This is a genomic window from Rickettsiella endosymbiont of Miltochrista miniata (genome assembly GCF_964031245.1).
Taxonomy (GTDB): Bacteria; Pseudomonadota; Gammaproteobacteria; order Diplorickettsiales; family Diplorickettsiaceae; genus Aquirickettsiella.
This window is the reverse complement of the sequence record NZ_OZ035017.1, coordinates 15,724-37,225: the sequence shown is the minus strand read 5'-3', so window position 1 is coordinate 37,225 and position 21,502 is coordinate 15,724. Positions and strand designations below refer to the sequence as shown.

The 21,502-nt window shown below is 37.9% G+C and carries 22 protein-coding genes; 8 read left to right on the top strand and 14 right to left on the bottom strand.

Annotated elements, in window-relative coordinates:
- The first annotated feature begins 8 nt into the window (after window positions 1-8).
- Window positions 9-464 (top strand): host attachment protein, encoded by a 456-nt coding sequence (locus tag AAHH40_RS00190; protein WP_342220114.1) that lies wholly within the window; start codon window positions 9-11, stop codon window positions 462-464.
- Window positions 465-628: 164 nt separating this feature from the next.
- Window positions 629-1,555, top strand: a complete 927-nt coding sequence (gene bla / locus AAHH40_RS00185) for a class A beta-lactamase (RefSeq protein WP_342220113.1) — start codon at window positions 629-631, stop codon at window positions 1,553-1,555.
- Between the two features lie 58 nt (window positions 1,556-1,613).
- On the opposite strand, the gene glmU is transcribed toward bla, so the two are convergent.
- The 10 genes from glmU to AAHH40_RS00135 all read right to left on the bottom strand — a co-directional run bounded on the left by glmU (window position 1,614) and on the right by AAHH40_RS00135 (window position 10,057).
- Window positions 1,614-2,987, bottom strand: a complete 1,374-nt coding sequence (gene glmU / locus AAHH40_RS00180; protein WP_342220112.1) for a bifunctional UDP-N-acetylglucosamine diphosphorylase/glucosamine-1-phosphate N-acetyltransferase GlmU — start codon at window positions 2,985-2,987, stop codon at window positions 1,614-1,616.
- Between the two features lie 67 nt (window positions 2,988-3,054).
- Window positions 3,055-3,486, bottom strand: a complete 432-nt coding sequence (locus AAHH40_RS00175; RefSeq protein WP_342220111.1) for a F0F1 ATP synthase subunit epsilon — start codon at window positions 3,484-3,486, stop codon at window positions 3,055-3,057.
- A 15-nt stretch (window positions 3,487-3,501) separates the two neighbouring features.
- Window positions 3,502-4,905, bottom strand: coding sequence for a F0F1 ATP synthase subunit beta (atpD, locus tag AAHH40_RS00170; protein WP_425287965.1), 1,404 nt, complete (start codon window positions 4,903-4,905; stop codon window positions 3,502-3,504).
- Between the two features lie 24 nt (window positions 4,906-4,929).
- On the bottom strand, window positions 4,930-5,790 hold the full coding sequence (gene atpG / locus AAHH40_RS00165) for a F0F1 ATP synthase subunit gamma (RefSeq protein WP_342220110.1): 861 nt from the start codon (window positions 5,788-5,790) through the stop codon (window positions 4,930-4,932).
- Window positions 5,791-5,794: 4 nt separating this feature from the next.
- Complete coding sequence (atpA, locus tag AAHH40_RS00160) at window positions 5,795-7,339, bottom strand: F0F1 ATP synthase subunit alpha (RefSeq protein ID WP_342220109.1); 1,545 nt, start codon at window positions 7,337-7,339, stop codon at window positions 5,795-5,797.
- 16 nt (window positions 7,340-7,355) lie between these two features.
- On the bottom strand, window positions 7,356-7,892 hold the full coding sequence (locus AAHH40_RS00155; RefSeq protein WP_342220108.1) for a F0F1 ATP synthase subunit delta: 537 nt from the start codon (window positions 7,890-7,892) through the stop codon (window positions 7,356-7,358).
- Window positions 7,892-8,362 carry a F0F1 ATP synthase subunit B gene (locus tag AAHH40_RS00150; protein ID WP_342220107.1) on the bottom strand — a complete coding sequence of 157 codons (471 nt, stop codon included), beginning with the start codon at window positions 8,360-8,362 and terminating at the stop codon, window positions 7,892-7,894. Before AAHH40_RS00150 ends, AAHH40_RS00155 begins: the two co-directional genes overlap by 1 nt.
- 151 nt (window positions 8,363-8,513) lie before the next feature.
- Window positions 8,514-8,819, bottom strand: coding sequence for a F0F1 ATP synthase subunit C (gene atpE, locus AAHH40_RS00145; protein ID WP_342220106.1), 306 nt, complete (start codon window positions 8,817-8,819; stop codon window positions 8,514-8,516).
- A gap of 30 nt (window positions 8,820-8,849) precedes the next feature.
- Window positions 8,850-9,656: a F0F1 ATP synthase subunit A gene (atpB, locus tag AAHH40_RS00140; protein WP_342220105.1), complete on the bottom strand. Its 807-nt coding sequence runs from the start codon at window positions 9,654-9,656 to the stop codon at window positions 8,850-8,852.
- Window positions 9,653-10,057, bottom strand: a complete 405-nt coding sequence (locus AAHH40_RS00135) for an ATP synthase subunit I (RefSeq protein ID WP_342220104.1) — start codon at window positions 10,055-10,057, stop codon at window positions 9,653-9,655. The genes atpB and AAHH40_RS00135 overlap by 4 nt, the downstream gene beginning before the upstream one ends.
- 387 nt (window positions 10,058-10,444) lie before the next feature.
- On the opposite strand from AAHH40_RS00135, the gene AAHH40_RS00130 reads away from it, so the two are divergent.
- Both AAHH40_RS00130 and AAHH40_RS00125 read left to right on the top strand, forming a co-directional pair.
- The gene (locus AAHH40_RS00130; protein ID WP_342220103.1) at window positions 10,445-11,488 is read left to right on the top strand and encodes a class I fructose-bisphosphate aldolase; all 1,044 of its coding nucleotides are present in this window, start codon (window positions 10,445-10,447) and stop codon (window positions 11,486-11,488) included.
- 139 nt (window positions 11,489-11,627) lie between these two features.
- Complete coding sequence (locus tag AAHH40_RS00125; RefSeq protein ID WP_342220102.1) at window positions 11,628-12,092, top strand: c-type cytochrome; 465 nt, start codon at window positions 11,628-11,630, stop codon at window positions 12,090-12,092.
- Window positions 12,093-12,234: 142 nt separating this feature from the next.
- Here the strand turns inward: AAHH40_RS00125 and AAHH40_RS00120 are convergent, their stop codons facing one another.
- From AAHH40_RS00120 to hldE, 3 genes are all read right to left on the bottom strand, one after another.
- The gene (locus tag AAHH40_RS00120) at window positions 12,235-12,573 is read right to left on the bottom strand and encodes a ComEA family DNA-binding protein (protein WP_342220101.1); all 339 of its coding nucleotides are present in this window, start codon (window positions 12,571-12,573) and stop codon (window positions 12,235-12,237) included.
- 74 nt (window positions 12,574-12,647) lie between these two features.
- Window positions 12,648-13,601 (bottom strand): ADP-glyceromanno-heptose 6-epimerase, encoded by a 954-nt coding sequence (gene rfaD / locus AAHH40_RS00115; RefSeq protein ID WP_342220100.1) that lies wholly within the window; start codon window positions 13,599-13,601, stop codon window positions 12,648-12,650.
- Window positions 13,598-15,040 carry a bifunctional D-glycero-beta-D-manno-heptose-7-phosphate kinase/D-glycero-beta-D-manno-heptose 1-phosphate adenylyltransferase HldE gene (gene hldE / locus AAHH40_RS00110; RefSeq protein ID WP_342220099.1) on the bottom strand — a complete coding sequence of 481 codons (1,443 nt, stop codon included), beginning with the start codon at window positions 15,038-15,040 and terminating at the stop codon, window positions 13,598-13,600. Before hldE ends, rfaD begins: the two co-directional genes overlap by 4 nt.
- Before the next feature lie 238 nt (window positions 15,041-15,278).
- Between hldE and recA the strand changes: the two genes are divergently transcribed.
- The 4 genes from recA (at window position 15,279) to AAHH40_RS00090 (ending at window position 20,159) form a co-directional block, all read left to right on the top strand.
- Entirely contained in the window at window positions 15,279-16,346 is a 1,068-nt protein-coding gene (gene recA / locus AAHH40_RS00105; RefSeq protein ID WP_342220098.1) for a recombinase RecA, read from the top strand.
- Between the two features lie 17 nt (window positions 16,347-16,363).
- The gene (locus tag AAHH40_RS00100) at window positions 16,364-16,837 is read left to right on the top strand and encodes a regulatory protein RecX (RefSeq protein ID WP_342220097.1); all 474 of its coding nucleotides are present in this window, start codon (window positions 16,364-16,366) and stop codon (window positions 16,835-16,837) included.
- A 29-nt stretch (window positions 16,838-16,866) separates the two neighbouring features.
- Complete coding sequence (locus tag AAHH40_RS00095) at window positions 16,867-18,075, top strand: MFS transporter (RefSeq protein ID WP_342220096.1); 1,209 nt, start codon at window positions 16,867-16,869, stop codon at window positions 18,073-18,075.
- A 65-nt stretch (window positions 18,076-18,140) separates the two neighbouring features.
- A complete protein-coding gene (locus AAHH40_RS00090; RefSeq protein WP_342220095.1) occupies window positions 18,141-20,159 on the top strand; it encodes a M3 family metallopeptidase in 2,019 nt (672 codons plus the stop codon).
- Here AAHH40_RS00090 and AAHH40_RS00085 read toward each other — a convergent pair.
- A complete protein-coding gene (locus tag AAHH40_RS00085; protein WP_342220094.1) occupies window positions 20,156-21,499 on the bottom strand; it encodes an FAD-binding oxidoreductase in 1,344 nt (447 codons plus the stop codon). The genes AAHH40_RS00090 and AAHH40_RS00085 overlap by 4 nt on opposite strands.
- Window positions 21,500-21,502 lie beyond the last annotated feature (3 nt).

Here is a 21,502-nt window from a genome sequence, read left to right as displayed (position 1 = left end):
GGGGCTAAATGATTTGGGTTATTAGTTTAAATAGTAGTTTAGGTCATATTTATTCTTATGAGCCCAAAAATCACAAATTGATCCTCTTAGAAAGCCTAGAAAATCCTAGTGCTAAATTAAAAGAAAGTGATTTGGTTTCGGATAGACCGGGTCATTATCAAACTATGCATTCTGCAAAAGGAGCTTATGAAGCCCCAAGCAGCCCCCATGAGGTGGAACTTGATCATTTCACAAAAATCTTAGCTGACTTTTTAAAAAAAGGACTTGATAATCACCAATATAAGCAACTCATTTTATGTTCTGCACCTCATGTCGGTGGGGTTTTATTAGGCAACCTTGACAAACAAGTTACGGAAACATTATTAGTTAATATCAAGAAAAACTTTGTGGAAGCAGATGAATCCGTTCTTATCAATTATCTAAAAGAAAATTGGTGGGATATCGTTCGTTCAAATAAGCTTTAATCGTTAAAATTATTCTTTATGGGTAAAATTATCTGTACATAGATGAGTTAACTTCTAATATCTATCTTTTTTAGAGCTAAATTCAAAAATATTTTACTATTAAATTACTTTAATTATACTTGACACTAAACACTCACAAAAGATTTTAAAATAGGTAAAATAATATGCATTATTCACCAATCATGCGCTTATTGTTACAGATCTCGATTACGATTATATTTTGTTTATCTAATTCACCCTTGCTTGCATCCACTTCCACAAAAAAATTGAACTCATTGCCTCAGGAGCTAGCTGCTCTTGAATCATCCTCGGGCGGAAGAATTGGTATATCAGCGATAAATATGGCAAATAATTCACGTATTGAATACCGCAGTGAAGAACGTTTTCCTGTATGTAGCACAGCTAAGTTAATGGTAGTTTCAGCTATTTTAAAACGCAGCATGATCGATAGTCATTTTTTAGAACAAAAAGTGATTTATAAAAAAACCGATTTAGCTGCTGGTTATTCACCTATTACTAAAAAAAATCTCATTGATGGAATGTCAATTTCTGAACTATGTGAAGCGGCTATTACTTACAGTGATAGTACTGCGATGAATATTCTGGTAGAAAAACTCGGTGGCCCTAAAGAAATTACCTCATTTGCTCGCTCCATTGGCAATAATACATTTCGACTTGATCGTTTGGAGCCTAAATTGAATTCCGCGATACCCGGTGACTTACGTGATACATCCACCCCCGCTGCGATGGAAAGAAGTCTACAACTTCTGGCTTTCGACAAAATTTTAGCAGTACCTCAACAGATAAAATTGAAAAAATGGCTAAAAAGTAATACTACAGGAAACTTACGAATTCGAGCTGGACTACCAAAAGACTGGGTTGTTGGTGATAAAACTGGAAGTGGAAAATATGGTACAACCAATGATATCGGTATAATATGGCCGCCAAAATGTTCTCCCATTATTATAGCCATATATTTTACACAAACTAAAAAAGATGCAGCTCCGCGCGATGATGTGATTGCCTCAGCTACACAGATAATACTAAATAATTTTGCGCATACAGATCGATGCCTTAGGCTTGCTGCTTAATTTATAGATTATTGAAAAATTAAACAATCAATATTTTGACTGTGGAAATTAATTAAGATTATTTTTCTTTTTTTCGAGGGCGTTTCCAATTTTCGAGAGTGTGTGTTTCTGCCCGGCTTAAGGTTAATTTTCCGGCAGGGACGTCTTTATTTAAGGTAGATCCAGCACCTATCGTTGCGCCTTTTTGTATGCGTATGGGTGCTATTAAAGCTGTATTAGAACCGACAAACACATCGTCTTCTATTTGTGTTTCATGTTTAACTGCTCCGTCGTAATTGCACGTAATGGTACCCGCGCCAATATTAACATTTTTACCTATATTTGCATCACCGATGTAACTTAAATGATTAATTTTTGTTTCTTGTTCTATGTGGCTTTTTTTAACTTCAACAAAATTTCCAATATGAACTTTATTTTTGAGAACCGAACCAGGCCGAATACGTGCAAAAGGACCAATAATACAATTATCTCCAATAATTGCACCTTCAATTAAGCTATAAGGCTTAATTTCAACATTTTTCCCAATTTTGACATCTTTTAAGATTGTATGTGACCCTATCATGCTATTAGCGCCTATAGTATTTTCTCCTTCCAAAATAACATCTACATCGATAACTACGTCCTTTTCTACTGTTATTTGTCCACGTAAATCAAATCGCTCTGGATCGCGTAACGTAACTCCCGCTAACATAAGTTTTTCAGCTGCTTGCTGTTGAAAATAACGTTCAAGCTTTGCTAGTTGCACACGATCATTGACGCCTTGCATTTCGCCATCAATATCTGAAGATACCGTTACTATTTCTATCTTTTCATCCACAGCCATGGTAATAATATCCGTTAAATAATATTCGCCTTGAGCATTCATTTTTTTAATTTTAGGTAACCAATGCTTTAATAGTTTTACTGGCACATAAAAAATACCACTATTAACCTCCTGAATTTTTTTTTGCTCTGCGCTCGCATCTTTTTCTTCAACGATTTGAATAATCTTTCCTTGTTGATCCCGTAAAATCCGTCCTAAACCAAAAGGTTGTTGTGTCGTTAATGTAACTAAACCAATTTGATGAGTTTCAGTAGCATCAATTAATTTTTGTAAAGTAGCTAAACTGACTAAGGGCGTATCACCTAGCAAAATAAGTATACGACTCTCATCTGATTTAATTGCTGGAATAGCTTGAGCAACTGCATGACCCGTACCTAATAATTCAGTTTGCTTTACCCAATTAACCGCTAAATGACCCAAACATTTAGGGACTTGACCACCACCATTCCCATAAACCACATAAACAGCATGGGGTTGCAAACCTTTAACTGTTTCAACTATATATTGTAACAAAGGCTTACCAGCCAACATATGCAATACTTTAGGTAAAGTAGAATGCATACGCTTTCCATGACCTGCGGCTAAAATGATGACATCAAGTAATTTCATATTTCAAAACTGGCCTCTCCAAATCATCACTTCTTCAGATTATTACTATTCTTTTGAGCTAAAAGAATTAAATTCTGCCGGTAAGTTTTTTCTTTAATTTAGATATGACTTGTAATTGAGCAACTGCCTGCGCTAATTCTGCTGTTGCCTTTGCATAATCGATATCAGCTTGTTTATCACTTAATATCCTCTCTGCATGCTCCTTGGCTTCTAGTGCGGCCAATTCATCTAAGTCGGCAGCTCGTATAGCCGTATCGGCTAATATACTAACGAGTTGTGGTTGAACTTCCAAAATACCACCAGAAATATAAAGTATTTCATCTTCCCCATCTGGTTTTACAATGCGCACTGGCCCTGGCTTTAATGCCGTTAATAGTTGCGTGTGGCCTGGATAGATACCCAGCTCACCCAATAAACCAGTAACGACTATATGCGTTGCTTCACCTGAAAAAATTGCATCTTCTGCACTAACAACCTCAATCTGCATGGTTTTGGTCATAATATTTCTCTAGCCCTACAAAGCTTTTGCTTTAGCATCTACTTCATCTATACTTCCAACCATATAAAATGCTTGCTCTGGCAAATCATCAAATTCACCATTCAAAATAGCTTTAAAACCACGGATTGTTTCTTTGAGGCTGACATATTTACCGGGAGACCCAGTGAATATTTCGGCAACAAAGAAAGGTTGAGATAAAAACCGCTGTATCTTTCTGGCACGCATAACAGTCAATTTATCTTGTTCTGATAATTCATCCATACCTAGAATAGCAATAATATCTTTTAGCTCTTTATAGCGCTGTAAAGTTTTTTGTACCGCACGCGCTACATCATAATGCTCTTGACCAACAATCAACGGATCAAGTTGACGACTGTTAGAATCTAAAGGATCGATGGCCGGGTAAATACCCAGTTCAGCAATTTGACGGGATAATACGACCGTAGCATCTAGATGCGCAAAAGTAGTTGCCGGCGAAGGATCGGTAAGATCATCCGCTGGAACATAAACAGCTTGGATAGAAGTAATAGAACCTGTTTTAGTTGATGTAATACGTTCTTGTAAAGCGCCCATTTCTGCCGCCAACGTAGGCTGATAACCCACAGCAGAAGGCATACGCCCTAATAACGCAGAAACTTCGACACCTGCCAATGTGTAACGATAGATATTATCGATAAATAGCAATACGTCTCGACCTTCATCCCGAAAATGTTCTGCTACTGTCAAACCGGTTAAAGCAACTCGCAGACGGTTACCTGGCGGTTCATTCATTTGCCCATAGACTAATGACACTTTATCTAAAACATTAGATTCTTTCATCTCATGATAAAAATCATTACCTTCCCGCGTTCGCTCACCAACACCTGCAAATACTGAGTAACCACTATGCTCAATAGCAATATTACGTATTAATTCCATCATATTAACGGTTTTACCGACTCCAGCACCGCCAAATAAACCTACTTTCCCACCTTTGGCAAAAGGACATAATAAATCAATAACTTTAATTCCAGTTTCTAATAATTGCTCATTGGCAGCTTGTTCTGCAAAACTAGGTGGTTTGCGATGAATAGGTAAACGGATTTTCTCATTAATAGGGCCTGCCTCATCAATGGGTCTACCTAATACATCCATAATTCTACCTAAAGTCTGTTTCCCAACAGGTACACTAATAGGCGCTTCGGTGTTAGTTACCTTTGTGCCTCGCTGCAAACCATCGCTAGTACCCATCGCAATGGTCCGCACAATACCATCACCTAACTGTTGCTGGACCTCAAGCACTAAATCATGGTCATGAACCATTAAGGCATCATAAACTTTAGGAACCGCTTCTCTTGGGAATTCAACGTCGATAACAGCGCCGATAATTTCGACTATATGTCCGATGGGGTTCATTGTTTTCATAACGTTACTCTTCATTATTTATTTCATGTAAGGTTAAATCTAGACGGCTTCCGCGCCGGCAACTATTTCTGCTAATTCCTTCGTAATCGCTGCCTGGCGGGCTTTATTGTATGCTAATTGCAAGTCGCTAATTAATTCGCCCGCATTATCCGTCGCGCTTTTCATGGCTACCATCCTTGCTGCTTGTTCACAAGCAGTATTTTCTACAACGCCTTGATAGACTTGTGATTCTATATAACGGGTAAGAACCAATTCTAACAAAGGCTTAGCATCAGGTTCATAGAGATAGTCCCAGCGATAATTAAGCTCTGATTTTTCAGAAGGTAAAATGGGTAATAAAGATAAGGCGTGTGCTTTTTGGGTCATTGTATTAATAAATTCGTTATATAAAATAGTGACGCTATCTAATTCGCCTTGCTTATAAGCATCTAATAAAACTTTAATAACCCCAATTAAATCTTGTAACTGTGGTGCATCTCCTAAATGGCTGGCATGTGCGACCACATGACCACCGACGCGTTTAAAAAAAGCTTCGCCCTTTCCACCGATAATAGCCAAATCTACATCTATTCCTTTAGATTGGCACACTCGAAATTCCTGCAAAACCAATTTTAGTAAATTGGTATTCAGTCCACCGCACAGCCCTTTGTCAGTAGTAATGACAAGAAAACCAGCCCGTTTTATATCCCTTACTTGTAAATAAGGGTGTTGATATTCCGCATGACTACTTGCGACATGATAGATTAAATCTAACATTTTATGCGCATAAGGTCGCGAAAGCGTCATACGTTCTTGAGCTTTTCGCATTTTACTAGCAGCCACCATTTCCATAGCCCGCGTTATCTTCTGCGTGCCTTTAATACTAGCAATTTTACCGCGTATCTCTTGCGCAAAACTCATCAGCTCACCAAGTTTGTGTCATTTTAAAGGCAGTAATTGCTGTAGCTAACTCTTTAGCTATCACTTCGTTATAATCACCTTTTTGGTTAATTTTTTCCAAACAAGTTGCCTGCTCTGAATGCATATAAGCTAATAATCCTTCAGCAAATGCAACAATCTTAGTCAGCTCTATATCATCTAAATAACCTTTATCGGTAGCAAACAATAGCACGGCCATTTCTGCAACACTTAAAGGGTCATATTGTTTTTGTTTTAAAATTTCAGTAACACGTTGACCTCTCTCAAGTTGCTTACGTGTCGCCTCATCTAAATCTGACATAAACTGAGAGAAAGCAGCCAATTCGCGATATTGAGCCAAGCTTAATCGAACACCACCGCCCAATTTCTTTATAATCTTAGTTTGAGCTGCAGAACCCACCCGTGAAACAGATAAACCCGCATTAATTGCTGGACGTATGCCCGCGTTAAATAAATCCGTTTCTAAAAAGATTTGACCATCAGTAATTGAGATAACGTTGGTTGGAACGAAAGCAGATACATCCCCAGCTTGAGTTTCGATAATAGGCAATGCCGTTAACGAGCCCGTTTTCCCTCTAACACTTCCATTGGTAGCCTTTTCAACAAAGGCCTCATTAACTCTTGCAGCACGTTCGAGCAAACGTGAATGTAAATAAAATATATCACCTGGATAAGCTTCTCGCCCCGGAGGACGTCGCAACAACAAAGATATTTGACGATATGCCCAAGCTTGCTTCGTCAAATCATCATAAATAATAAGCGCATCTTCACCTTGATCACGAAAATATTCGCCCATCGCACATCCCGCATAAGGCGCAATAAACTGTAATGACGCTGAATCAGCAGCGCTCGCTGATACGATAATGGTATGTTTTAAAGCATCTTGTTCTTGTAATTTTCGCACTACAGCTGCAATGGATGACGCTTTTTGACCTATTGCAACATAAATACATTTTATGCCCGTATCCTTTTGGTTAATAATCGCATCGATTGCCAGCGCTGTTTTTCCGGTTTGCCTATCGCCAATTATTAATTCGCGCTGTCCACGACCTATGGGGACCATGCTATCGATAGCTAGTATGCCCGTTTGTAATGGCTGTGAAACGCCTTGACGCCAAATAACACCCGGTGCAACTTGCTCGATAGGCGCATTTTTTTCAGTCTCTATAGGACCCCGACCGTCAATGGGATGTCCTAAAGCATTAACCACACGGCCCAACAAGGCTTCACCCACCGGTACCTCAAGAATACGTCCGGTACATTTAACTGTTTGGCCTTCACTTAATCCTTCGTAATCACCTAAAACAACAGCGCCTACCGAATCGCGCTCGAGGTTTAAAGCCAAACCATAACATTGGGGTGAAAATTCTATCATTTCTCCCAACATGACATCATTCAAACCATAGATACGCACAATACCATCACGAAGACTGACGATACTTCCTTCTGTACGCGTTTCTGCAGAAACATCAAATTTCTGGATGCGTTCTTTGATTAATTCATTAATTTCAGATGTGGTTAATTGTTGCATTTGACTATACTGCCTCTTAATTCACTAATGTTGCACGTAAACGTTCTAATTTGCCACGTACAGAATCATCGATGACTAAATCTCCGACGCGAATGACCAATCCACCTAATAAACTTTTATCAGTATGGCATACTAATTTTATATGACTTTGAAAACGCTCCGATAATACTTTCTCTAAAGCTTCCTCTTCCATTTTAGTTAAAACCACGGCGGAAATAATATAAGCCGTAACTTCCTTGGCTAACTCAGCCTTATATCCTTCTATTAAACCTTCAACTTTTGGAAGCACTAATAATCGTTGGTTTACTGCCATCAGTTTCAGAAAATTCTTTCCAGAGGGAAAAATTACTGTTTTGCAGAATTCCAACAAACACTCATACGCCACCATTTTATCGATACATGGATTTTTTAGTAAATTTTGCATCGATTTTTCATTAATAATTCTTACTGCCTGCTTGAGTAAAGCAGACCAAGCATCCATGTTATTTTTATCTAAGGCACAAGCAAATGCCGCTCGTGCGTAAGGTCTTGCAATGGAGGTGAAATCAGCCATCAAATTTCTTCCAAAGACTGTTTAACGAGTGCATGTTGAGCTACGCTGTCAAGTGATTGTGCCAAAATTTTCTCGGTGGTCGTAATAACCAAATTAGCCACTTCTGCACGTAATTTCTGTTGCGCAGTCTGCCATTCTTGTTGAATGTCAGCTCGAGCGATAGCTAATAAACGTTCGTTTTCTACTCTTATTTGCTGCTTAGACTCTTCAGACATTTGATTAGCGCGTTTACTCGCCTGTTCAATAATTTCAGCCGCTTGTTGCTTTGCCTCCTGTAAAAACTCATCTGCTTTTAATTGAGCCAATTCTAAAGCTTGTTGGCCTCGCTCAGCAGCAGCTAAACCATCAGCAATGCGTTGTTCTCGCTCTTTCATTACTTTTAGTATGGGCGGCCATACAAATTTCATGGTAAACCACACGAAAACAGAAAATGTAATTAACTGGCCTAATAAGGTTATATTAATTTCCACGACGATTTCTCAACTTTGTTATACTCTTCGCACTTGAACTTTTGCCTGCGTTGCCGCTCGACTCGCAATCCTCATGTATCTTGAATACACTGCGGTTGCTCACTTTCGCGGCGCCTTGCCAAAAATCCAATTGCTGTGAGTATGTTATCATTTAACCCGTTACTGGTTTAGAAACTAGCTTTAAAACTTCGCCTAAAAAGGGATTTTTAGCAAAAATTAAATAAAGCCCCATTACGATAGAAATAGCGGCAAATGCATCGACTAATCCAGCCATCAAAAACATTCGCAACATCAGCATGGGTGTTAACTCAGGCTGGCGAGCTACTCCTTCTAAAAATTTTCCACCTAAAATACCAAAGCCAATCGCAGTCCCTAGTGCGGCTAAGCCTACTAATAAAGCCGCTGCAATGGCCGTTAAACCTTGTACATTAGCAACTACTTGCGCAACTTCTAACATCTTCATTTCCTCTCTTTTATTAATAAATAATTAATGTGTTTGTTCTTGGCCATGTGTCTCATGCGCCATACTTAAGTAAACTATAGTTAGCATCATAAAGATAAACGCTTGAATCGCAATAATTAAAATATGGAACACCGCCCAGACACCACCAAAAGTCCACTGTATCCACCATGGCAGTAACGCCACCAAAATAAAAATTAATTCTCCGGCAAATAAGTTTCCGAATAACCGTAACGATAAAGAAATAGGTCGTACAAATTCTTCTAATAACCGGAAAACAATATTGATGGGGAAGAGATAAGGACCAAATGGGGCAACCAGCATTTCTTTACTGAGTCCCTTCACACCTTTAATTTTCAAGTTATAGTAAATGATTAAAATAAAGACCGCAATTGACATTCCGAATGTCGTATTTGGATCAGCAGTCGGCACGGATCGAAAATGACTGACACCAAACAAAGATAATACTGTCGGCAATAGATCAACCGGCAGTAAATCCATAAAATTCATTAAGAATACCCAGACAAAAATTGTCAGCGCTAAAGGTGCAATCAATTGGCTAACGCCGTGAAAAGACTCTTTTACGGTTTTATCTACAAATTCAACGAGAATTTCAACAAAATTTTGTATTTTACCTGGGACGCCACTATTTACTGTTGCGGCCACCCAGCGAAATAAAATTAAAAATCCTATGCCCAATACAGCAGATAGGAAAAAGGTATCGAGATTTAAATTCCAAAAACTTCCCTCACCCGAGAAACTTAAGGTTTTCAGGTTAAAGCTAAGATGTTCAAGGTGATGTTGAACATAATTTGCTGAGGTTTCGTTGCTCACAGTAAACCTTCCCTGCTTTTCATTATTAGCAATAGCCAAAATACTAGCTGGGAAGCCAAATAGGCCAGCAGCAAGATCGGAACATTGACTGATAACACCTTAATCACCATGATAAAAAAAATTCCACTGAAGAATAATTTTATTAATTCTGCTCGATAAAAAATATTGAGTAAGTCTCTTCCCTGCACCTGCCCTAAACGACGCATTACTTTGAACACAAAATAACAGTTGGGCAGTAGCCATAAGACGACACCCAGCGCGAGGGATTTAATAGCCTGCCCGTCCTGATATACTTTCCCTAAAAAGACTACTATCCCTAGAACAGCAAATGCCATGAGACTCGCCTGACACATTTTTTGAATTACCTTACCAGGTAATTGGGCAAGCCTACTAAAAGTCATTCTAAGCCACCCCGCGACTTATAAATTGTCGGACAGTATAATAAGCACAACCCCTTTATGCAATGCCAATAAATAATGAATTTTGCCTTTATCTCAGTTCGATTTGAGCTTTACTCATACTTAAATTTTCTGGTAGCTAAAAGGGGCACTAAAATCCACAGCAAGTGTGGAAAAAGACTTAAAGTTAACCCTTCTCTTCTAACAAGTCTCTTCCAGGCTAAGTCAGGAATAAAGTAAGACCTAAATTAATTGGAAATTCGGTGGATATTAAGATCGGTAACTTTACTAGAAATTACCTACGTTGTTCTATATAGTGTTAGGCATTTACAAAATGCATGTAAGATTCATTTAGCTTTTACACGTCAGAAAAATGTAAGGAGCAATATCATGGCCACTCACGAGCTTGAAGGAACTATTCAACGATTAACGGTACCAGGAAAAGGAATCTTGGCAGCGGACGAAAGTCAAGCCACTATTAGTAAGCGATTTGCTGTTTTACATCTAGAGTCAACCGTAGAGAATCGTCGTAATTATCGCGAACTACTTTTTACTACACCTGGTATTGAAGCATTTATCAATGGCGTTATTCTCCACGAAGAAACTTTAGCGCAAAAAACTAAAGAGGGATTGCTATTCCCCGACTACCTAGATAATGAAGGTATTGTTCCTGGAATAAAGGTTGATAAAGGCCTTATTCCCTTAAATGCCGAAGAAAAAATAACTCAAGGCCTAGATGGTCTAGCAGAACGTCTATTAACTTATAAAAATCTTGGTGCTTGTTTTGCTAAATGGAGAGCTGTTTTTTCCATATCTGATGTCTTACCTTCTTCTTTAGCCATAATAGCTAATTCTCAAGCTTTAGCCCGTTATGCGTCTATTTGTCAAAGCAATGGAATGGTACCTATTGTAGAACCTGAGTTGTTAATAGATGGGGATCACAGTTTAGTCCGCTGTGCTGAAGCAACAGAAGCCGTTCTTCATACTGTATTTGAAGAACTCCATAAGCATCGCGTAGTACTCGAATGTATGATACTAAAACCCAGTATGGTTATTGCCGGTAATCAATATACGCCTCAGCCTAATATCGCTGAAGTTGCCGCTGCAACTTTAAAAATATTACGCCAAACCGTTCCTGCGGCGGTGGCTAGCATTAATTTTCTTTCCGGAGGCCAAACGCCAGAAACTGCTACCGCTCATTTAAACACGATGAACAAACTACAACCTTCACGTCATCCTTGGCGTCTGAGTTTTTCATATGGCCGCGCATTACAGGAACCCGCATTAAAAGCATGGAATGGTAAAGCTCATAATGTGAAAGCAGCTCAACGTGCTTTTTATAAACGTGCAAGGCTTAATGCAGCTGCATGCAAAGGGCAATATCAGTCGAGCATGGAAACCGAAGAAAAAGAGGCGGAGACAAACTTTGCTTAACGCATTTTAACCATAAAAATTACCATTTGCGCATAGGTGCTAAGATTTATAAATATATACTCACAGCAATGGGGTTTTTGGCAAGGCGGCGCGAGAATGAAGCAACCGGAATGTATTTAAGATACATGAGGATTGCGAATTGAGCGTCAACACAGGCAAAAATTCAAGTGCGAAGAGTATAATTCTTTTTAACTTTCTTTTTGGCTTCTCGACATGCGTCCATGCAGATTTTTTTGATAACTCAACAATGGCCCTTGAAGAACGTATTGCTCCGATAGGGAAAATAAAACTAGCTACATCTGAAGAAATAGACCAATCACCCTTAACAGCTACTCATAAAGACATTCATTTGGGTAAAACCATATTTGAAAGCAAATGTGTTTTGTGCCATAAAAAAGGCATAGCGGGTGCCCCACGTTTAGGCAATCAGTCAGATTGGGCTCCACGGATAAAAAAAAATTTTTCCGTCCTATTAAAACACGCAACAACAGGCTATCGAGCTATGCCTCCAAAAGGAGCATGTTTAGAATGTTCAATATCAGATCTAGAAACGGCTATCCACTATATGTTGGAACAACTGCCCATCAATATTCACAGCAATTGATTTTGATTCATTGCACTTAAAAAAATTTCGCTCTTTCAAGCACAATGAATACTTTTCATGCTATTGGATATATTTTAGTTAGTTTACTCCTTTTTTAATAGACATCTTACTTAAACTGCTTTATAGACTCGATTTCATTGTATTAAACAGTTATTTTTTCCCGATTTTGGTCCACGATCCTTTTACTTATCCCTTTGATTTTTATTAAATCATCAATGGACTTAAAAGGTCCGTGCTCATTACGATAAGCAAGAATTGCCTTTGCACGTTTTATACCTATCCCCTTCAATTCTGCTGCTAAGGTTTCTCCATCGGCTGTATTAATATTAACAAGTGCTGAGACGGGATTAGATATAGTTTTTGCTGGGGAAGCAGTTGAAACTGTATTATTATGCGAAATAAAAGGGCTGGTAGTTGCTAAAACTGGGGTAGCTATAACTGATGCTAACAAGATCGCAAATAATGAAGAATAAATATCCATAAAACAAAACTCCTTTTTAAAATTTTTATATCGGAATTTATATTTTATGGATAAAAAATGAATGAATCAATGAATTAAACGGTAATATTTTTATGCATATCAGAAAGATAAGCTTTTACTCCATTTGCAACATTGCGAAACGTTCCTTGATAACCCGCATGACGCAATTTTGAAAGATCCGCTTGAGTAAAGCTTTGATAACATTCTCGTAAATATTCTGGAAATGGAATATAACGAATTTCCCCATACCCATAAAAATTAATAACCGCTTTAGCTAAGGCATTAAAGCTCTCGCAATTTCCAGTTCCTGCATTAAAAATTCCACTTTTTTTTGACTTTAAAAACCAGAGATTAACCGCCACCGCATCGTCAACATAGATAAAATCTCTCAGTTGTTCACCATTGGTATAGCCATCTGTTCCTTCAAATAAATTTATAATACCGGTATTTTTGAGCTGTTTATCCGCGTGCCATACCACGCTGGCCATAGAACCTTTATGCTTTTCGTTAGGCCCATAAACATTAAAATAACGCAAACCTACAACCTGACTCTTTATTTCACTAAAAATACTTCTTACATACTGGTCAAATAAGTATTTAGAATAAGCGTAAACGTTCACCGGTTTTTCATAGACTAATTCTTCTTTGAAAACAGTTCCTAAACCATAAACAGCAGCACTTGAAGCATAAATGAAAGGAATCTTCCAAGCCAAACAGTAATTTAATACACTTTTAGAATATTCATAGTTGTTGTTCATCATATATCGCCCATTCCATTCCGTAGTCATAGAGCAGGCACCTTGATGAAAAACAGCTTTTAACTTAGGAAAAAACTTATTTTGCTTAATTTTTTCTAGGAATTCATTTTGATCCAAATAATCAGCAACCGAACAGTCCGCAATATTTCTGAACTTAATTCCATCCGTCAGATCGTCAACAACTATAATCGGCATATCTGGATATACATTATTAAGTTGTTTTACTAAATTGCTACCAATAAAACCTGCCCCGCCTGTAACGATAATCATGAAGATTCCTTTTCTTGTTCTTGAATTTTAGAAATTATCGCACTAGTCGAGCAACCTTCTACAAAATTTATTAATCTAATTTGGCCACCATATTCTTGTATTGCGTTTGCCTCAGAAAGCTCATGCACTTGGTAATCACTTCCCTTTACCCAAATATCTGGCAATAACAGCTTAATAAGACGTTCTGGAGTTGCTTCACTAAAAGGGATCACCCAATCTACAACACTTAATCCTGCTAATACCGCCATTCGATTGGCTAAATTGTTTATCGGTCTTCCTAAACCTTTCAATTTTGACACGGAATCATCGTCATTAACCGCTATAATTAATCGATCGCCCAAACGTTTAGCTTGTTCTAAATAAGCAACATGACCCGCATGTAAAATATCGAAACAGCCGCCTGTCATCACTATCTGTTCATCGTGTGCTTTCGCATCTTCAACGATTGTTTTAAGTTCCGCTTCTGACAAAATTCCACGATGAGATGAGAGTTGCTGAATTTGTATCGCTCGTCTTAGTTCTGCTGGGCTGACAGTAGCTGCACCCAGTTTTCCAACGACAATGCCCGCTGCAATATTGGCAAGCTGTGCAGACTGGACTAAATCTGCTTGAGCGGCATAAGTTAACGCTAAACAAGCGATCGCTGTATCACCGGCGCCCGTAACGTCATAAACTTGCTTGGCATAAGCCGGTAAATATACTTCCGGCCGATCTTTTTGAATTAATGTCATTCCTTGTTCACCGCGTGTCACCAGTACAGCTTGGAAATTATGCTTTTCTAAAAGCTGCGTACCCTTTCGTAACAAAGAATGTTCGCTGTCACATCTATCGACTACTACTTCAAATTCTTTCCGGTTAGGCGTTAATACTGTTGCGCCTTGATAAATATTAAAATCATTACTCTTAGGGTCAACGAACACAGGCTTTCCTGCTTTTCGAGCTGACTGAATTAATTCTTGAGCATAAGCCAAGCATCCTTTGGCATAATCAGAAAGTATAACCACATCACAATATTTAAGTCTTTGATCAAATAATTGTTTTAGATGTGTATAATCAATTTGATAAGGTTTCTCTTCGAAATCCAGTCGTATCAATTGCTGATGCAAACTGAGTATGCGCAACTTAGTCACGGTCCGTGATTGTGGTATTTTGTGTAAATAACAATTGACGCTAGCCTGACTTAGTTTTTTCTCAAGTATGTCTCCTTCATTATCATCTCCACAAAAACTAAGTAAATCAACTTGCGCGCCGAGTGCAGCTATATTTAAAGCGACATTACCCGCACCCCCTGGACGTTCTTCAAGTTTTTGTATATGCACTATCGGTACAGGCGCTTCTGGAGAAATTCTGGATGTATCGCCAGACCAATATCGATCCAACATCACATCACCTACAACCAAAGCGCGGATAGATTGAAATGAGGGAACTTGTATTTTCATTGGACCTCTTGCAGAATCTTCTTCTTACATTTTTAACTTTTAAGTAACCAGCCACTATAAAAAAACATGCTATAAAGCACACATGCAGCTTCTCAAGTATTTGTTTAAGTTTTAAACAAATACTTGTTTCGAGCAGATCGCTCAAAAAAGCATATAGAGACAGCCGCTTAGTTTATGCGATAATACTAGCCAGAGTCCATTTTTACACATTTTTTCCTTTATTAAAGGTACCTTCGTTATGAGTGATGCAAGTAATGCTCGAGAAAAAGCCCTTAAAATGGCAATAAGCCAAATTAAAAAACAACACGGAGAAGGTGCGGTAATGCGTCTAGGCGATTCTAGTCAGGTTCCTGTAGATATAATTTCTACGGGTTCTTTAGGTTTAGATATTGCCTTAGGGATAGGTGGGTTACCACGCGGGCGCATCATCGAAATCTATGGGCCTGAATCCTCTGGTAAAACGACACTTGCCTTACAAACTATTGCCGAGTGTCAAAAAATGGGGGGGAGAGGGGTCGCGGGGGTCGCAGCATTTGTTGACGCAGAACACGCTCTGGACCCTATTTACGCCACCAAATTAGGGGTGAAGACGGCCGATCTTCTAGTTTCTCAGCCTGATACGGGAGAGCAAGCACTGGAAATTGTTGATATGTTAGTCCGCTCCAATGCCGTCGATATTATTGTAGTCGACTCCGTTGCCGCACTGACTCCTCGCGCCGAAATTGAAGGAGAAATGGGTGATTCGCACATGGGCTTACAAGCACGTCTAATGTCTCAAGCATTACGTAAACTGGCAGGAAATATTAAGCGCTCAAATACGCTAGTTATCTTTATTAACCAAATCCGCATGAAAATTGGGGTTATGTTTGGCAACCCTGAAACAACAACGGGCGGCAACGCGCTAAAGTTTTATGCGTCGGTACGTCTTGATATCCGGCGCACCGGATCCATCAAGAAAGGTGATGAAGTCATAGGTAATGAAACTCGGGTCAAAGTAGTAAAAAACAAAGTTGCTCCTCCATTTAGACAAGCTGAGTTTGAAATTCTTTATAATCAAGGGATTTGTCACATGGGAGAAATTGTTGATCTCGGTGTAACACATGGATTAATCGATAAAGCTGGGGCCTGGTATAGCTATCAAGGTGAACGTATTGGTCAAGGAAAAGATAATGTAAAGCAATTCTTGAAAGATCGTACGGAAATTTGTCAAAAAATAGAAGCGGAAATTCGAAAAAACTTACTCAACAAGTCAACTGAAAATGGCCTGCCTGAAGTACCCGAACTGGAGACCGAAATTATTGAATAAGTATTAGAGCGCTATTAATGTTACATAATGTTCAGGTTTTAGAAATTGATAAAAAAATCCGCCAAATTGCCTTAGACCACTTAGCGAGACGAGAACATACTCGCTTTACGCTTCGAGAAAAATTGATGCAAAAAGGATTTTCGCATCAATCGGTGGAGGCTGTGTTAGATATTTTAATTCAACAAGGACTTTTAAACGAAGAACGTTTTTGTGAAGCTTTTATTCAAAAACGTATAAGACAAGGATATGGACCGATAAGAATCACTGCTGAATGTCATCAATATGGAATAAATAATGATATTATTTTTTCTCAACTTCCCCAAGACGAAGAGTTTTGGTTAGCGGCCATTCAGAAGATACTACAGAAAAAGTTCCGGCCTAGTCATCTACCAAAAGAACAATTACGTCAAATACGCTACCTTCAATATCGTGGTTTTAAACTTGACCAGATAAAAACATCGCATAAAATTTATCTTCATCAGACAAAATAAACTCAGCTTTTCGGAAACATGATAGTAACATGAAAAAATATATTAAAAATAATCCTTCCTTGGTCAATCTACCCTTTACAACCTTATTGTTATTAATTTCATTTGCCTCGGTAAATGCAGTACTATTTACCCCTGGCTTGCCCAATATAGCTCATTATTTTTCTATAAGTAATAGTGCTGCTCAGCAAACTATCACTTGGTTTTTAATTGGATATGCAATAGGCCAACTGATATACGGGCCTTTTGCCAATCGTTTCGGTAGAAAACCAGTGCTTTATGCAGGGATTTCCCTACAAATTTTCAGCAGCATACTCTGTGTATTCTCCGGACTGACACAAAGTTTTCCCTTGCTTATTGTTGGCCGTTTTTTATTAGCCATCGGATCAGGAGTCGGTTTAATAATAACTTTTACTTTGGTGAGTGAAACTTTCGAACCTAGAATTGCCACGCAAAAAATATCTTATTTAATGTTGGCGTTTGCTATTACACCAGGATTAAGTATTGCTTTAGGAGGCATTTTAAATACACATTATGGATGGATGAGTTGTTTTTATTTGAGTGCAATTTACGGGTTAGCATTACTTTTTTTGGTTCCTACTTTGACTGAAACTAAAACGACATTAGATCTCGATGCGTTAAAAACTAAGCCCTTGATACGAGGCTATCTTACCCAATTTAAAAATACCCAATTATTTCTAGGTGGTTTATTAATGGGTGCTGCTAGTTGCTTCATATATGTTTTTGCGACACTAGCCCCTTTTATAGCCATCAATTTATTAGACATGAACAGCACCCAATATGGCATTGCGAATCTTATACCCACTATAGGTTTAGTAATTGGTTCATTATTATCGGCTAGTTATGGAAAAAAACATTCATCCATAGAAGGGGTTAAATTAGGAATTTTTATCAGTGGTTGCTCCATCATAATAATGACTTTCGCAACCTATCTACATGCAGGCCCCCTGCTTACATTATTTTTTCCCACCATGTTAATTTTTTTAAGCTTATCCCTTATTTATTCAAATGCTTCAACACTTGCAATGCTTAATAATCCAGATAAAGCGGGAGCTTCAGCTGTCATGAGTTTTATAAATATGGGTTTTGTTACTTTGATAGTAATAAGTCTAAGCTTATTCGATACAACTGCTTCCTTACTCCCTATCACTTATATTTTTATAATCTGTCTAATTTTTACAATTTATAAATTTTTTAATTTAAAAAATGCTGGAACATAATATATTTTATTTCTAAATTTAATCTTTTTTAAAAAAATAGGTAAATATAAAATCCTTAGGAACATATGATGACCACCTTACCAAAATTTACTGAAATTAATCCGAAGAACATAGTCGGTGATTTAGACGCTTTACTAGCCAACAATCGATCCGAATTAGCTAAATTATTAGCTGAGGTCACACCTCTTGATTGGAGTTTTATTCAGAAATTAGATGATTTGGATGATCGACTCCAACATTTTTGGTCTCCTATCAATCACCTCTATGCTGTCAAACAAACCCCTGGACTAAGATATGCTTATAACGAATGTCTTCCCAAACTAAGTACCTATAGTTCTGAATTAAGTCAAAATCAAGCTCTCTATCAATCCATTAAAAATTTGGCTAATAGTGATTATCAATTCAATTATGCACAAGAAAAATGTCTACATAATGAATTACGAGATTTTCATTTGGGTGGTGTCGATCTCCCCAAAACTCAACAAAAAAGATATCTGGACATTCAAACACAGTTGTCTCAACTATCGAATCAATTTGAAGAAAATTTACTCGATGCTACATCAGATTGGTCAAAATACATTAGTGATAAATCCGAACTAAAAGGGGTTCCTGCTTATGTTATCGCAAATGCCGAAAAAGCTGCAAAAGAAAAAAATATAAGCGGTTATTTAATTACTCTAGATTATCCCTCCTATTTTCCAATAATAACCTATGCAGATAATCGTGACCTACGTGAAGCTATATATAAAGCGCACATTACACGCGCTTCCGAGCTCAGTAATCTAGCTCTTGATAATAGCAAAGTTATGTTCAATATACTTAATTTACGCCATGAGTTGAGCCAAATATTGGGTTTCAAAAATTATGCTCAGAAAAGTTTAGCTTCGAATAAAATGGCAAAAAATCCTGAAGAAGTGCTCGAATTTTTAGAGGAATTACTTGCTTATACGCAGCCTAAAGCAAAAGAGGAGTGGAAAGAACTTTCTGGTTTTGCCCAATCCCAGGATCTAATTGATACTTTACAGCCCTGGGATATTTTGTATTATCGCGAGAAATTACAAGAAAAAAAATTTGGTATTTGTGATGATACCCTACGCTGTTATTTTCCCGTAGATAAAGTACTTTTAGGCCTTTTTAAGTTAATAGAACGTTTATTTGGTATGCAAATCAAAGAAATTAAAGACATTGAGGTTTGGGATCCCGAGGTTCGTTTTTTCTCAATCACAGATAGTGAGCAACAATTACGAGGACAGTTTTATTTAGATCTTTATGCAAGGCCTGAAAAGCGTGAAGGGGCTTGGATGGATGATTATCAATCCCGACGCTATTTAAGTAATGGTGCTATTCAAACACCTATTGCTTTTTTAACCTGTAATTTCTCTCCACCCATTGACTCCATAGAAACTCTCTTGTTGACACATGAAGAAGTTTTAACTTTATTTCATGAATTTGGCCATGGGTTACAACATATGTTGACTGTCATTGATTACTCCGCTATTTCAGGTATTAATGGCGTTGCTTGGGATGCGGTAGAATTTCCAAGTCAGTTTTTAGAATATTTTGTTTGGGAAAAATCAGTTCTGGATCAAATAAGTAGCCATTATAAAACCGGTAAGACTTTACCTGACACACTGATTAACAAAATGCGTAAAGCTAAAAATTTCCAGGCTGGCCTCCAATTATTAAAGCAGTTAGAGCTATCCTTATTTGATTTTCGTGTCCATATAGAATTTGATCCAGCAAAGGGCTATGAACAAATTCAAGACTTACTCGATTCAATACGTAAACAAATTGACATAATCCCCGTAGCTTCATTCAATCGATTTCAGCATGGATTTTCGCATATCTTTGCAGGAGGTTATGCTGCTGGATACTACAGTTATCTGTGGGCAGAAGTTTTAGCCTGTGATGCCTTTGCCAAGTTCAAAGAAGATGGGATCTTTAATGAAAAAACTGGAAAAGCGTTTTTGCATAATATTTTAGAGCAGGGTGGCGCAATTGATGCCATCGAGCTGTTTAAAAAGTTTCGGGGCCGTGAACCAAAAATACAGGCCTTTTTAAAAAACTTAGACTTAAATTATTAACTTCCAAGCTTTAAACGCCTAGATAAACTTGAGCTAAATCTATTCTGTGGATCCCAATGCTGCTTAACGGCTAACCATTCTGGATATCGTTTATACATCTCGCGAAATGCCTTTGGCTTTAAACGTGCATCTTTTGCTAAATAAATCCTGCCTCCAGCACGAATAACTATTTCGTCCAAAATATCTAAGCAAGTAAATAATTTGTCGTTACCAAGAGGAATATCAAGTGCTAAAGTAAATCCTGACAATGGAAATGACAACGGTGCTAAATTTTCCTGCCGAAAACGTTTCAACACGGCCAGATAAATAGGATGCTTGTGCTTATACAAGGTTTCCAAAATATCTTTAATGGCAGAATGAGAGAATTTTGTTGGTATTGCACATTGATATTGAATAAAACCTTTTTTACCGTACAAACGAGGCCAGTTTCTTATGCGATCCAACGGAAAAAAATAATCATGGTAAGCGAGTAAAAAAGCTTGATCCTTTCTTGCTAAATAGTAGTAATACGCTTTATTAAAGAATTTGACCAAAATTGGAGGTAAAATGGAAGTCGATAGAAAATAGGGACAGTTAAAGGAAAAATATTTTGCGGTTGAAAAAGCTGATTTTTGTTGAGCTATAGGAAGTTCTAGCAAGTCTGCATGTTTTGCCTTCATAATAACACCGCGAGAAACTGGCATATTTAAAGCATCGAGCCAAGCTACACTATATTCAAACTCGTCATCCTGACCCAAGCTCTCCATTATTTGCTCTAGGTTATGTGCAACTTTATGTTGGACCATCATATAAACGGTCTTAATTCGTTTTAATTGTAAAGTCACTACGCCAATAATTCCTGTTAAACCCATACCACCTATGGTGGCCCAAAATAATTCGGGTAAAATTTTAGGTGAACAATTAATCTTCGTTCCAGTAGCTGTAATAAGTTGTAAACCGATAACATGTTGACCCAAGGAACCAGCATGACTATGATTTTTTCCATGTATATCCGTAGCAATACACCCGCCCAAGGAAACTTCCGCTGTTCCAGGCATTACTGGCAAAAACCAACCTTGTTTAACAATAAGTTTTAAGATCTTTGCTAAACTGATACCCGATTCAACTGACAATATTCCTTTATGCATATCAAACTCGAGAAAACGATTTAAACGGTTTGTTAAAATGATCTCTCCTCGGGCATTTAAAGCGGCATCACCGTAACTCCCGCCTGAACCGCGCGCTATAGATATTAATTGGCTAGACTTAAGTTCTGCATAGCTTTCAGGACGCGATACACACTCAGGCTGCTCTATAGGGTAACCATTAAAACTAGATTGACATTTTTTACACCAACTCATAGT